The sequence below is a fragment of the Rhabdaerophilum sp. SD176 genome, assembly GCF_030143245.1.
Lineage (GTDB): Bacteria > Pseudomonadota > Alphaproteobacteria > Rhizobiales > Beijerinckiaceae > Rhabdaerophilum.
Genome location: NZ_JARJNS010000001.1, coordinates 134,548 through 147,898 on the forward strand (window position 1 = coordinate 134,548; position 13,351 = coordinate 147,898).

The 13,351-nt window shown below is 64.7% G+C and carries 13 protein-coding genes; 9 read left to right on the forward strand and 4 right to left on the reverse strand.

Features of this window, described 5'->3' with window-relative positions:
• The first annotated feature begins 36 nt into the window (after positions 1 to 36).
• Together P0652_RS00660 and P0652_RS00665 are read left to right on the forward strand one after the other, a co-directional pair.
• Positions 37 to 1,542 (forward strand): leucyl aminopeptidase, encoded by a 1,506-nt coding sequence (locus P0652_RS00660; protein WP_284176818.1) that lies wholly within the window; start codon positions 37 to 39, stop codon positions 1,540 to 1,542.
• 21 nt (positions 1,543 to 1,563) lie between these two features.
• Entirely contained in the window at positions 1,564 to 2,010 is a 447-nt protein-coding gene (locus tag P0652_RS00665; protein WP_284176819.1) for a DNA polymerase III subunit chi, read from the forward strand.
• A gap of 3 nt (positions 2,011 to 2,013) precedes the next feature.
• Here the strand turns inward: P0652_RS00665 and P0652_RS00670 are convergent, their stop codons facing one another.
• Together P0652_RS00670 and P0652_RS00675 are read right to left on the reverse strand one after the other, a co-directional pair.
• Positions 2,014 to 2,637, reverse strand: a complete 624-nt coding sequence (locus P0652_RS00670; protein WP_284176820.1) for a LysE family translocator — start codon at positions 2,635 to 2,637, stop codon at positions 2,014 to 2,016.
• A 33-nt stretch (positions 2,638 to 2,670) separates the two neighbouring features.
• Positions 2,671 to 4,548, reverse strand: coding sequence for an ABC-F family ATP-binding cassette domain-containing protein (locus P0652_RS00675; RefSeq protein WP_284176821.1), 1,878 nt, complete (start codon positions 4,546 to 4,548; stop codon positions 2,671 to 2,673).
• A gap of 205 nt (positions 4,549 to 4,753) precedes the next feature.
• Here P0652_RS00675 and ndk point away from each other — a divergent pair, with 205 nt between their 5' ends.
• The 4 genes from ndk to P0652_RS00695 all read left to right on the forward strand — a co-directional run bounded on the left by ndk (position 4,754) and on the right by P0652_RS00695 (position 9,075).
• The gene (ndk, locus tag P0652_RS00680) at positions 4,754 to 5,176 is read left to right on the forward strand and encodes a nucleoside-diphosphate kinase (protein ID WP_284176822.1); all 423 of its coding nucleotides are present in this window, start codon (positions 4,754 to 4,756) and stop codon (positions 5,174 to 5,176) included.
• A gap of 156 nt (positions 5,177 to 5,332) precedes the next feature.
• Entirely contained in the window at positions 5,333 to 6,214 is an 882-nt protein-coding gene (locus P0652_RS00685) for an EamA family transporter (protein ID WP_284176823.1), read from the forward strand.
• 4 nt (positions 6,215 to 6,218) lie between these two features.
• Positions 6,219 to 8,321, forward strand: a complete 2,103-nt coding sequence (locus P0652_RS00690) for a molybdopterin-containing oxidoreductase family protein (protein ID WP_284176824.1) — start codon at positions 6,219 to 6,221, stop codon at positions 8,319 to 8,321.
• A 34-nt stretch (positions 8,322 to 8,355) separates the two neighbouring features.
• Positions 8,356 to 9,075, forward strand: coding sequence for a helix-turn-helix transcriptional regulator (locus P0652_RS00695; RefSeq protein ID WP_284176825.1), 720 nt, complete (start codon positions 8,356 to 8,358; stop codon positions 9,073 to 9,075).
• Here P0652_RS00695 and purN read toward each other — a convergent pair.
• On the reverse strand, positions 9,061 to 9,687 hold the full coding sequence (purN, locus tag P0652_RS00700; RefSeq protein WP_284176826.1) for a phosphoribosylglycinamide formyltransferase: 627 nt from the start codon (positions 9,685 to 9,687) through the stop codon (positions 9,061 to 9,063). The genes P0652_RS00695 and purN overlap by 15 nt on opposite strands.
• A gap of 1 nt (position 9,688) precedes the next feature.
• Positions 9,689 to 10,771: a phosphoribosylformylglycinamidine cyclo-ligase gene (purM, locus tag P0652_RS00705; protein ID WP_284176827.1), complete on the reverse strand. Its 1,083-nt coding sequence runs from the start codon at positions 10,769 to 10,771 to the stop codon at positions 9,689 to 9,691.
• A 154-nt stretch (positions 10,772 to 10,925) separates the two neighbouring features.
• On the opposite strand from purM, the gene P0652_RS00710 reads away from it, so the two are divergent.
• Genes P0652_RS00710 through P0652_RS00720 form a run of 3 tightly spaced genes read left to right on the forward strand, consistent with a single transcriptional unit; the run spans position 10,926 to position 13,271 of the window.
• Positions 10,926 to 11,459: a CDP-alcohol phosphatidyltransferase family protein gene (locus P0652_RS00710; RefSeq protein ID WP_284176828.1), complete on the forward strand. Its 534-nt coding sequence runs from the start codon at positions 10,926 to 10,928 to the stop codon at positions 11,457 to 11,459.
• A 16-nt stretch (positions 11,460 to 11,475) separates the two neighbouring features.
• On the forward strand, positions 11,476 to 12,576 hold the full coding sequence (locus P0652_RS00715; protein ID WP_284176829.1) for an AI-2E family transporter: 1,101 nt from the start codon (positions 11,476 to 11,478) through the stop codon (positions 12,574 to 12,576).
• A complete protein-coding gene (locus P0652_RS00720; protein ID WP_284176830.1) occupies positions 12,573 to 13,271 on the forward strand; it encodes a P-loop NTPase family protein in 699 nt (232 codons plus the stop codon). Before P0652_RS00715 ends, P0652_RS00720 begins: the two co-directional genes overlap by 4 nt.
• Positions 13,272 to 13,351 lie beyond the last annotated feature (80 nt).

The window sequence follows — 13,351 nt, forward strand, 5'->3', positions numbered from 1 at the left end:
CGGCACAGGCTGCCGGCACAAGGGTAGGGAAACGCCATGTCCAGTGCGCTGAAAGTTGCAATTGCCGGCCTCGACGAGGCCATCGGGGATGTCCTCGTCGTGCTCGTCGGGAAGGATGGCAAGCTTGGTCCGGAAGCCACCAAGCGACTGGGCAAGGCGGGTGCGGCGCGCATAGCGGCGGCTGCAGAAGCCGAGACCTTTGCCGGAAAATCCGGTGCGGGGCTCTCGCTGCCGGCCGAGGCCGGCTTCCGGGACAAGTCCACCCATGTGGTGCTGGTCGGCATGGAGATCGCCGAAGGACAGAAACAGGATTTCCTCAAGCTGGGCGGCCAGATCCTCGGCAAGCTGCCCAAGGGCCGCAATGCCAGCGTGCTCGCGGCCGGGCCCGACGGTGCTGTCGCGCCGGAAGCCGTTGCCGACATGGCCCTCGGGATGAAATTGGCGGCCTATCGCTTTGATCGCTACCAGACCCAGAAGAAGGGTGACGATGCCGACGCCCCCGCAGCCGGGGCCGTCACGCTGCTGGCAGAAAATGCTGCCGCCGCGCGGCGCGAGCTGAAGACACGGGACGCGGTCTATTCGGGCGTGACCCTCGCGCGGGACCTCGTGAACGAGCCGCCGAATGTCCTGACGCCGACCGAATTCGCCAACCGTGCCGCCGCGCTCGAGAAACTCGGCGTCGAAATCGACATTCTCGACGAGAAGGCGATGAAAAAGCTCGGCATGCGCGCCCTGCTCGGGGTCGGTCAGGGCTCGGAACAGGAAAGCCGGGTCGTCATCATGAAATGGCTCGGTGCCAAGGACGAGAAGGCTCCGCCCGTCGCGTTCATTGGCAAGGGCGTTGTCTTTGATACCGGCGGCATTTCGATCAAGCCCGCGCAGGGCATGGAAGACATGAAGGGCGACATGGCCGGAGCGGCCGCCGTGGTCGGGCTGATGCATGCCCTCGCGTCGCGCAAGGCCAAGGCCAACGTCATCGGCGCGATCGGCCTTGTCGAGAACATGCCTGACGGCAATGCCCAGCGCCCCGGCGACATCGTGACCTCGATGTCCGGCCAGACCATCGAGATCATCAATACCGATGCGGAAGGCCGCCTCGTCCTTGCCGATGTGCTCTGGCACGTGAAGCAGAAATACAACCCGAAATTCATGGTCAATCTCGCCACGCTGACCGGGGCGATCATGGCGGCGCTCGGGCAGGAACATGCCGGCCTGTTCTCGAACAATGACGATCTCGCCGCGAACCTGCTCAAGGCCGGCACCGCCACGGGCGAGAAGCTCTGGCGCATGCCGCTCGGCCCGGAATACGACAAGATCATCGACTCGAAATTCGCGGATGTGAAGAATTCCGGCGGTCGCTATGGCGGCGCCATCACGGCCGCGCAGTTCCTGCAACGCTTTGTCGATGGCTGCCCCTGGGCCCATCTCGACATTGCCGGCACGGCCATGTCCTCGCCCTCGACCGACATCAACAAGAGCTGGGGGTCGGGCTTCGGCGTGCGCCTGCTCGACCGGCTGGTGGCCGAGAACTACGAAGGCTGACGGGGCGAGGCGCGGGGCCGCATGGCCGAGATCCTGTTCTACCATCTGCAGGGCCAGCGTCTCGAAGCGGCCCTGCCGCTCCTGCTCGAGAAGGCCCTGGAAAAGGGCTGGAACGCCGTCATCCGCTCCGGATCGGCCGAACGGCTTGCCGTGCTTGACGAAACGCTCTGGTCCTATCGGGAAGACAGCTTCCTGCCTCATGGCCGGGAGGAGGAGGGGGATGCCGAGCATCAACCGATCCTGCTGACCACGGGCGATTGCCTCGCGAACAATCCGGAAGTGCTCTTTCTGGTCGACCGGGCACCCTTGCCTGCGCAATACCCGTTCGAGCGGGTCGTGCTGATGTTTGACGGGGACGATCCGGAAGCCGTCGATCTCGCCCGCTCTGCCTGGAAGACGGTCAAGGCGCTTGGCCATCCCGCTACGTACTGGCAGCAGGATAATGGCCGCTGGGTGAAAAAGGCCTGATCCCTAACGCTGCGCCGTCGCCAGAAGCCCGCCGATCCCTACAAACATGCCGCCGGTTATGCGGTTGAAGGTCCGCGCATGGCGGCTGAGCCAGGGCGCGATCTTCTGCGCGGCGAAGGCCAGCATCAGCTCGTAGAGGATCTCGACGAGAACGAAAGTGCCGCCGAAAATCGCCAGATTCGCGAGAAATCCGGTCCCGGGCACCATGAATTGCGGCAGGAAGGCAGCGAAGAAGATCAGCGCTTTCGGGTTGGAGGCCGCGACAAGGAAACCCTGCTTGAAAAGGCTCGCGCCGCTTTCGGTCCGGCCGGCACCATCGGCAGCCTCGGCGCGCACCAGGGTCGGCGGGGCACGCCACAGGCGGATGCCAAGATAAACGAGGTAGGCTGCGCCAACCCATTTGGCGAGCGTGAAGGCCTGCTCACTGGCCGCCAGCAACGCCCCGAGCCCGGCCAGCGACGCCGCGATCAGGATCAGGAAGCCGAGGCCGCCCCCCAGCACCGTGAAGATGGTCTTGCGGAAGCCATGCTGGACGCCATGGGTGAGCGAAAGGAGCCCGTTTGGGCCGGGCGTGAGCGACAGCCCGATCGCCGCCGCGAAATAGACCAGCCAGATTTCGAAGCTCATGGGGGCACCCGGTACAAGAAAGACTCACAAAGCTTAGCCGACCGCCTCGATCTCCGCCATCACCTCGAGCCACTCCTCCTCGATCGCGGCGAGACGTTCAGCGAGGGCGGCCCTGTCGCGCGCGATCTGTACGGCCCGTTCCGGGCTCTTGGCGAAAGTATCCGGTGCTGCCAGCACCTCATCTGCCCGGGCGAGGAGCGTTTGCAGCTTCTCCATTTGGGCTTCGAGAAGGCGGGACTTTTCCCGGAGCGGCTTGATGTTCTGTCGCTTCTCCGCCGCCTGTCGTCGCTGCTCAGCCTGGCCACTGGCCTCGCGATCAACCGGTCCCTCGGCATTCTGGCTGCCACGGGCGGTGATGATCATCGTCTCGTAGTCGTCGAGATCGCCGTCGAAGGTCTTCACCACACCCTCCGCAACGAGCCAGAGCCTGTCGCAGGAAGCGTCGAGAATGGCACGGTCATGGCTGACGATGATCACCGCGCCCTTGTATTCCGCCAGCGCCTCGACCAGCGCCTCGCGCATCGGAATGTCGAGATGGTTGGTCGGTTCGTCGAGAATGAGCAGATGCGGCCCGTAAAACGCAGCAAGCCCGAGCAGCAGCCGCGCCTTCTCGCCGCCGGAGAGCCGGGCAATCGGCGTATCGGCCTTGTCGACGCCGAAGCCGAGCTGCGCAGTCCGGGCGCGGATCTGCGCTTCGCCGGATTGCGGCGGCATCTTCCGGCGCACCAGCGCATAGGGGGTCTCGGTGGCATCCAGCTCATCGAGCTGATGCTGCGCGAAGTAAGCGACACTGAGCTTCGGCGAGCGGCGGACATCGCCCTGGAGAGGAGCAAGCCGACCGGCAATCAGCTTGACCAATGTCGACTTGCCATTGCCGTTCTGTCCGAGCAGCCCGATCCGGTCATCCTCAGCGATTGACAGCGTAAGATTGCGCAGGACCACCCGCTCGCCATAGCCCGCTACCGCCCGGTCCATGGTGACAATCGGCGGCGAGAGTGGCTTTTCGGGATTGGGCAGGTGCAGGCGGGCTGCTTCCTCGCGGGCGAAGACGGCCACCGGGCCCAGTTTCTCCAGCTGCTTCACACGGCTTTGGGCCTGCTTGGCCTTGCTCGCCTTGGCCTTGAACCGGTCGATGAAGGCCTGAAGATGGGCGCGCTGTGCGGCGACCTTGTCGGCTTCCTTCTCCGCCAGCATCGCCTTTTCGGCCCGTTGGCGGGCGAAGAGCGAGTAATTGCCGCGATAGAAGGTCATCTTGCCGCGATCGAGATGCAGGATCGCATCGCAGACCGAGTCCAGGAATTCCTTGTCGTGGCTGACAACGAGCAGGGTATGCGGATAGCGGCGCAGATGCGATTTCAGCCAGATCGCGCCTTCGATATCGAGATAGTTGGTCGGTTCGTCGAGCAGCAGCAGGTCGGGCTCGAGGAACAGCATCGCCGCGAGGCTGACACGCATCCGCCAGCCGCCCGAGAAATCCGAGCACGGCCGGGCCTGGTCCTCGTGGCTGAATCCGAGGCCGGACAGGATGGCAGCCGCACGGGCCGGCGCGGCATGGGCGCCGATATCCGTCAGGCGGATCTGGATTTCCGCGATGCGGGCCGGGTCGGTCGCGGTTTCCGATTCCGCCAGCAGAGAGGCGCGCTCGGTATCAGCCGCGAGCACATAATCAAGCAGGCTGACCGGCCCGCCCGGGGCTTCCTGCGCGACATGGCCCATCCGCGCACCGCGCGGCAACGAGAACGTACCGCTTTCCGGCGCGATTTCGCCGAGCAGGAGGCGGAACAAGGTCGACTTTCCACACCCGTTCCGCCCGACCAGCCCGCAGCGCGCCCCGTCCGGCAACGTGACCGAGGCGGAATCGATCAAGAGGCGCGGCCCGAGGCGATAGGTGAGTTCGGACAAGGTGAGCATCGGCGCGATATGCCCGAACCTCGGCCGGCTGGCCAGCCTTCCCGTGCAACAGCCTCGCGAAATGATCGGGCAGGGCGGCCGAATGCCTCGCTGGAAGCAGCCGCCGCATGCTGCGCTGCAGAAATCTCGGCTTCCCACCATTGAACGTCACCGCAGGCCCCGCTATAGAGCCGCCGAGACCAATCCGAAGAGGCAAGAGGATTCCATGGCCATTCAACGCACGTTCTCGATCATCAAGCCGGACGCGACCGAGCGGAACCTCACCGGCGCGATCAACGCGGTCATCGAGGAATCGGGCCTGCGCATCATCGCCCAGAAGCGGATCATCATGGCGCGCCGTGAGGCAGAAGCCTTCTACGCTGTCCACAAGGAGCGGCCCTTCTTCGGCGAGCTCGTCGACTTCATGGTCTCCGGCCCGGTTGTCGTGCAGGTTCTGGAAGGCGAGAACGCCGTCCTGCGCTATCGCGATGTGATGGGCGCCACCAACCCGGCCAATGCCGCCGAAGGCACGATCCGCAAGCGTTTCGCCCGTTCGATCGGCGAGAACTCGGTGCACGGCTCGGATTCGCCGGAAAATGCAGCGATCGAGATCGCCCAGTTCTTCTCGGGCAACGAAATCGTCGGCTGACGAACAGCCTCGACGCGGACATTCAAGGCCGGGCTTCTGCCCGGCCTTTTTCGTTTCAGCAGGACGATTGATGGATCGGCGAGAAAGTTTGATTGGTCGAGGGCGCTGAAACGACGGATAACACGGGCATCTCCTGATGGTTTTCGAGGTTTTTCTTTGCCCTTCCGTGATATTTCACTTGCGGTCCTGGTTGTCTTCGTCTGGGGCGTGAATTTCGTCGCCATCAAGATCGGCGTCCAGGATGTTCCGCCCCTGCTGCTGACGGCCCTCCGCTTCTTCTTCACGGCCCTGCCGGCCGTGTTCTTCATCCCGCGGCCAGCGGTCGGCTGGTGGACGCTCGCCGCCTTCGGCATCCTGCTCGGCGTCATCAAGTTCGGGCTGATCTTCTCGGCCGTAAAGCTCGGCATGCCCGCTGGCCTGACCTCGCTCGTCACCCAGGTGCAGGTCTTCTTCACGATGGCGCTCGCCTACCTGCTGCTGGGGGAACGACCGACCCCGTTCCAGGTGCTGGGCGCGGCAATCGGCTTCGGGGGCATCGCCATCGTGGCCGTCGAGCGCTTCCACGGCGCGACCTTCCTGCCTTTCCTGATGCTGATGGGCGGGGCAATGAGCTGGGCCTCGGCCAATATGGTCATCAAGAAGGCCGGGCGTGTGAATATGCTCGCCTTCCTCGTCTGGGCCAGCCTGTTCGCGCCGGCTCCTCTCTTTCTCGCCTCGCTGGCCATCGATGGCTGGCCGGCCATCCAGGCCAGCTTGTCGCCGCCCAGCCTTGCCAGCGTGCTTTCGCTGGCCTTCATTGTCCTGCCCTCGACGCTGTTCGCCTTCGCGGTCTGGAATGACCTGCTCCAGCGCTACTCGACCGGGACGGTCACGCCTTTCGCGTTGCTGGTGCCGGTTTTCGGCCTGCTCAGTGGTAGCGTTCTTCTCGGCGAGGATTTCTCCTTTCTCGCCATGATCGGCAGCGCTGTTGTGTTTGCGGGTCTGATGATCAATGTTTTTGGCGATCGGCTGGGCCGCGCCCGGCCCGCCCTGAGGTAGCCCCATGAACGCACCCGTGACGTCGATCTTCCGCCCCTCGGTCTGCCCCCATGATTGCCCGAGTGCCTGCTCGCTGGATGTCGAGGTGCTGCCGAACAACCGGATCGGCAAGGTCCGTGGCCTTGCCAGCCAGACCTATACGGCCGGCGTGATCTGCGCGAAGGTCGCGCGCTATGCCGAGCGGATCCATCATCCGGAAAGGCTTATGGAGCCGATGATCCGTTCCGGCCCGAAAGGCAGCGGCCAGTTCCGACCGATCAGCTGGGATGAGGCGCTCGACCGTACCGCGGAAGCCTTCCTCGATGCCGAGAAGCGTTACGGCAGCGAGTCCGTCTGGCCGTATTTCTATGCCGGCACGATGGGGCTGGTGATGCGCGATGGCATCAACCGGCTGCGCCATGTGAAGCGCTATTCCGGCATGTATGACACGATCTGCACCAACATGGCCTGGACCGGCTATGTCGCCGGCACGGGCCGCCTTGCCGGGGTCGATCCGCGCGAAATGGCCAAGTCCGATTGTGTTGTCATCTGGGGCACGAATGCCGTGCATACCCAGGTCAATGTGATGACCCATGCCATGCGCGCCCGGAAGGAGCGCGGCGCGCCGATCATCGTTGTCGACGTCTACATGAACGAGACGATGCGGCAGGCGGATATTCCGCTTCTCGTCCGGCCGGGCACCGATGCTGCTCTGGCTTGCGGGATCATCCATGTCCTGCTGCGTGATGGCCTCGCCGACCGGGACTATCTCGCCCGACTGACCGATTTCTCCCCCGAAACCGAGGCGCATTTCGCCGCCCGCACACCGGAATGGGCCGAAGCGATCTGCGGCGTTCCCGCCGCCGAGATCGAATCCGTGGCCAGGCTGCTCGGCGAGAAGCGGCGTTGCTTCTTCCGGCTCGGGTATGGCTTCGCCCGGCAGCGCAACGGCGCGGTCAACATGCATGCTGCGCTGTGCATCCCGACCTTGCTCGGTGCCTGGCAATACGAGGGCGGCGGCGCCTTCCATTCCAATTCCGGCACCTATGGCGTGGCCAAACGGATGATCGAGGGGCTGGACGCGCTTGATCCGAAGATCCGATGGCTCGACCAGTCCCGCATCGGCCCGATCCTGACCGGCGATGCCGAGGCGCTGAAAAACGGCCCGCCTGTCATGGCAATGCTGATCCAGAACACCAATCCGGTCTCTGTGGCTCCGGAGCAGCGCCTTGTCCGCAAAGGGTTTGCCCGGGAGGATCTTTTCACGGTCGTCCACGAGCAGTTCATGACAGAAACAGCCGAAATGGCGGACATCATCCTGCCCGCCACGATGTTCATGGAGCATGACGACCTCTACCAGGGCGGCGGGCATACCCATCTGATGCTCGGCCCGAAGCTGGTCGAGCCGCCGGGCCAGTGCCGGACCAACCATGATGTGATTGTCGCCCTGGCGCAGCGCCTCGGCGCCGAGCATCCCGGCTTCGGAATGTCCCCGCGCGAACATATCGACTGGGCCTTGCAGAACGGCAATCGCGGAACGCTGGCTGAACTCGAGCGCGAAGGTTTTGTCGATACCGACCCGCCTTTCGAATCGGCCCATTTCCTCAAGGGTTTCGGCCATCGCGAGGGCAAATTCCGCTTCTCGCCGGACTGGCGGAAAATCCCGCTGAAGAGCGACGGCCTGATGGGCCCTTGGCAGGATATGCCCGCTTTGCCGGATCATTGGTCCGTCATCGAGGAAGCTACTGCCGAATTCCCGTTCCGGCTGGTCACGGCGCCGGCGCGGTCTTTCCTGAACTCCAGTTTCACCGAGACACCGGGGTCGAAAAAGCGGGAAGGGCAGCCGGCCCTGATGATCCACCCGGAAGATGCTGCCGCGCTCGGCGTAGTCGAGGGGGACCTGCTCCGCGTCGTCAATCCGCGCGGCGATGTCGAACTGGGGGTGAAGCTTTTCGACGGGCTGCGCCGCGGCGTGGTGATCGCCGAGGGTATCTTCCCCAACAAGGCCCATCGCCGGGGCGAGGGGATCAACGTGCTGACCGGCTCCGACCCCACAGCACCGCGCGGCGGGGCGGCCTTCCACGACAACCGGGTCCGGCTGGAAAAGGTGATCCTTGCCTCATCCTGACAGAAGCTGTCAGGATGCCGGCCCATAGAGAGCCATGGCCCGGTCCGAACGCCTGCTGACCCTGACACAAGCCCTGCGCCGCCGGCGTCGCCCGGTCACGGCAGCAACTTTGGCTGCGGAATTGCAGGTTTCGGAGCGGACGATCTACCGCGATGTCGCCAGCTTGCAGGGCACAGGGGTGCCGATCCGGGGCGAGGCCGGTATCGGCTATATCCTCGAGCCGGGCTATGACCTGCCGCCGCTGATGCTGACGCCGGAAGAGGGCGAGGCGCTGATGCTCGGCGCGCGCTTCGTCCGCGAGCGGGGCGACCCGGAACTGCGCCGCATTATCGACGACGCCATCGCCAAGATCGAGGCAGTCCTGCCGGAATCGACCCGCCTTTCCCTGCGGGAAGCGCCGCTCTATGCCCCGCTCTATGGCAGCCTGCCTCTTGACCGGATCTCGACCAGCCAGATGCGGCGTGCCGTGCGCGACAACCGCAAGCTGCGGATCGGCTACCGCGATCCCAACGGGCAGGAAACCGAACGCACCGTCTGGCCGGTCCTGCTCGGCTATTTCGAACGGAGCCGCGTGCTGATCGGCTTCTGCGAATTGCGTCAGGATTTCCGGACCTTCCGGACCGACCGGATCGAGACGATCCAAGTGCTGGAAGAGAGGCCGCCGCTTCGGCGGGCCGTCCTGCTGCGGCAATGGGAGAAGCATGTCGCCGAGCAGGAATGGGGCCGGCAGGATTGCGCCTCAGGCGCGCCGTAGCACCCGCTGCCTCTCGATGGCCAGCGAATCCGACGCCAGCAGACGGAGCGTTTCCGGATAGATCCGGTGTTCCTGTTCCAGTACACGGGCGGCGAGACTGGCCTCGGTATCATCGTCGAGCACCGGCACGGCAGCCTGCAGGATGATCGGGCCCTCATCCATGCCGGGCGTGACGAAATGCGTCGTGCAGCCATGCAGCTTCACGCCTGCTTCCAGCGCGCGGGCATGGGTATCGAGGCCTTTGAAGGACGGCAGGAGGGCAGGGTGGATATTGATCATCCGCCCCAGCCATTGCGTGCAGAATTCGGCCGTCAGCAGCCGCATGAAGCCGGCGAGGCAGACAATCTCGACCCGATGCGCGACCAGCACATCCTGCATCGCAGCATCGAAGGCCGCCCGGTCCTTGCCATAGGCCTTGTGCTCGACGACGGCGGTGGTGATCCCGGCCTCACGGGCGAAAGCAAGACCTCCGGCTTCCGCCTTGTTCGAAAGGACGAGTACGATCTCGGCCGGAAAACCGGGGGTACGCGCGGCCCGGACAAGCGCTTCCATATTGGAGCCGCGCCCGGAAATCAGGATGGCGACGCGCTTCTTCTGCCGGTCGCGCATCATTTCAGAGAGCCAGTGTCCCGCGCGGCCGCACGAGCGGCTCGCCCGTGGCATCGATCAGCGTGCCGACGACAGAGACCTGCTCGCCCGCTTCCTGCAGGCTGGCGGTGACGCGCCCGGCTTCGGCCGGATCGACCACGATCACCATCCCGATCCCGCAATTGAAGGTCCGGAGCATTTCCGTCACGGCCACGCCACCGGTCCGCGCCAGCCAGCCAAAGACGCGCGGCGGGCGGATGGCGCCGAGATCGAGATCGACGCCGAGCCCCTTGGGCAGGACGCGCGGGATATTGTCGATAAAGCCACCGCCGGTAATGTGGGCCAGCGCCTTGATGCCGCCGCCGGCCGGGCCGCGCAGGGCCGCGAGCAGTGACTTCACGTAGATCCGCGTCGGCTCGAGCAGGGCATCGCCGAGGCTGCGCTCCGCCGCGAAGGGAGCCGGCGCGTCCCAGGGGAGGCCGGACAGGGTGACAATCTTCCGCACCAGTGAATAGCCGTTGGAATGGACGCCGGAAGAGGCCAGCCCGAGCAGCACATCGCCGGGGCGGATCTGGTCGAGACGCGGCAGCAGCGCATCACGCTCGGCGGCGCCGACCGCAAAACCGGCGAGGTCGTAATCCTTCTCGGCATAAAGGCCCGGCATTTCTGCCGTCTCGCCGCCGATCAGCGCCGCACCGGCCTGACGGCAGCCCTCGGCAATGCCGCGGACAATGGCGACGCCCAGCTCCGGTGTCAGCTTGCCTGTCGCGAAATAGTCGAGGAAGAACAGCGGCTCCGCACCCTGCACGATCAGGTCGTTGACGCACATGGCGACAAGGTCGATGCCGATCGTCTCGTGCCGGCCGCTCTCGATCGCGATCTTGACCTTGGTGCCGACGCCATCGTTCGCCGCGACCAGAATCGGATCGCGAAAGCCCGCCGCCTTGAGATCGAACAGCCCACCGAATCCGCCGATCTCGGCATCGGCGCCGGGGCGGCGCGTTGCGCGGACGAGCGGCTTGATCTCCTCGACCATGGCATTCCCGGCATCGATATCGACACCGGCTTCGGCATAGGTCAGTCCATTGGTCGGAGGCTGGGTCGCCATCGGAGATACTCGCGGCTTGTCGCAGGTTTGGCTGGGAACAACCGCAACCGGGCGGAAAATGCAACCCCGATTGCCGGCATCCGGGCCGATTGCGGGGGATTTGACGCTTCCGCCGTGCTGAGCCATGAGTATCGGCGGATGGAGCCGCCTCACCATGACCATCGCCAATGCTCTGACCCTCCTGCGTCTCTGCCTGATCCCGCTGATTGTCGTCATGATCGTCGAGGGGCGCTTCGCCTGGGCAACGGTGATCTTCATCATCGCCGGCATTACCGATGCGCTCGATGGCTATCTCGCCCGCAAGCTCGACCAGCGCACGGAGATCGGCGCCTATCTCGACGCCCTTGCCGACAAGGCACTGATCGCCTGCAGCTTCATCGCGCTGGTTTCGGTCAAGATGGTGCCGTTCTGGCTCGTCGTCCTGGTAATCTTCCGCGATCTGATGATTGTGGGAGCCGTGGTGATCGCCTGGCTGATGAACAATCCGATCGCGATCGAGCCGATGCGCGTCTCGAAGGCCAATACGGCCGCCCAGATTGTCGCGGTCAGCACCACGCTGGCCGTAACGGGATTCGCGATTCCGCTGCCGCCGATCGTGCTCACGCTGATCTATGCGCTGGTCGCCACCTTGACGGTGGTTTCCGTCGCAGCCTATTTCGCACGATGGTTCCGGCATATGGCCGAATGATCCTGGGGAGACAGGCATGACCCTGCAGCGACAGATCGGGTTCTGGGTCCTGTGCCTCGCCGGCGTTGCCCTGTTCCTCTACGCCTTTTCGGGGATCCTGATGCCCTTCGTGGCCGCCTTGATCCTCGCTTATCTGCTCGACCCGCTGGTCGACTGGCTGGAGCGGCGCGGCATGAGCCGGCTGGTCGGCACTTGTCTCGTCCTGTTGCTCTTCGTGCTGTTGTTCGTCGTCGTTTTGCTGGCGGTCGTTCCGCTGATGTTCAACCAGCTTTCGGCGTTGATCGCCAAGATGCCCGATTATGTCGGCCGCCTTCAGGTCGTGCTGACCGAACAGGGCGGCGCGCTGATCGAACGCTTCGGCGGCCCCGACCGGCTCAAGGAAATCCAGGGCCAGCTTTCGTCGGGTCTGGGCGATGCCGCGCGCTGGCTCGGGAGCTTTGTGACGTCGCTGCTCTCCGGAGGGCAGGCCATTCTCGGCCTCGTCTCGCTGCTGGTGCTGACGCCGGTCGTGGCCTTCTACATGATCCTCGACTGGGACCGGATGGTCGGAAAGCTCGATTCCTGGCTCCCGCTGGTTCATCGCGACACGATCCGTGACCTTGTCCGCGAGATGGATGCCTCGGTCGCCGGTTTCCTGCGCGGACAGGCGACAATCTGCTTCCTGCTCGGGCTGTTCTACGCGATCGGGCTCAGCCTTGCCGGGCTGAATTTCGGCTTCGTGATCGGCATCATTGCCGGGCTGATCAATTTCATCCCCTTCGTCGGTTCGCTGACCGGCCTTGTCCTCTCGGTCGGTGTCGCCATTGCCCAGTTCTGGCCGGACTGGACGATGGTTGTCGTCGTCATCGGCATCTTTGCCGCCGGGCAGTTCATCGAGGGCAACATCCTGCAGCCGAAGCTGCTCGGCAATGCCGTCGGGCTGCATCCTGTCTGGCTGATGTTTGCACTGCTCGCCTTCGGCTCGCTTTTCGGCTTTGTCGGAATCATGCTCGCCGTACCGCTGGCTGCGATCATCGGCGTGCTCGTCCGGTTCGGCATCCGGCAATATCTCGCGAGCCCGCTCTTCCATGGATACCGCCTCCCGGCGGAACCGCCGACGGAAACCTTCGATCCGTGAGCCGGGACGACCAGTTTCTTCTTCCGCTGGATTCAGCCCCGCGTTTCGGGCGGGAGGATTTCCTTGTCGGGCCCGCCAACGAGGCTGCCTTCGCCCATATCGAGCGCTGGCCACGCTGGCTGTCGCCGGCTGCGATCATCATCGGCCCTCCGGGCAGTGGCAAATCCCATCTCGCCACGATCTTCGCCCAGGAATCGGGTGCGCGAATTCTCCGGGCAGATCATCTCGATCGGGGGGATGTACCCCATCTCGCTCGTTCCCGCGCGCTTGTTCTGGAGGATGCCGATCGCCATCCGGCAGAGGAGGTCGCCCTGTTCCACCTCCTGAACCTCGCGCGGGAAGCTGGCCAGTCGCTCGTGATCACAGCGCGGCTCCCGCCGGATCAATGGGGCATCCGCACGCCGGACCTGCTCTCGCGCCTCCGGGCGCAGCCGCTCCTGACCCTTGCCGAACCGGAGGACAGCCTTCTCGCCGGCCTGTTCGTCAAGCATTTCGCTGACCGGCAGATCCAGGTCGATGCGCAGATCGTGTCTTACGCCCTTGCGCGGATCGAGCGTTCCTACGGGGCTGTCCAGGCCCTTGTTGCCGCGCTCGACCACCAGTCGCTGCTGCGGAAGAAGCCCGTCAGCCGGGCCATGGTGGCCGAGATCCTCGGCAGCCGGATGGCGGACGAAGAAGACGATGACGATACCTGACGCGGCAGGGGCCAAAGCCGGTTTTTTTGCCTCCCGCGTGACAAGGCTGGTGACCTGTCGTTGAACTGTCATATTCTGCG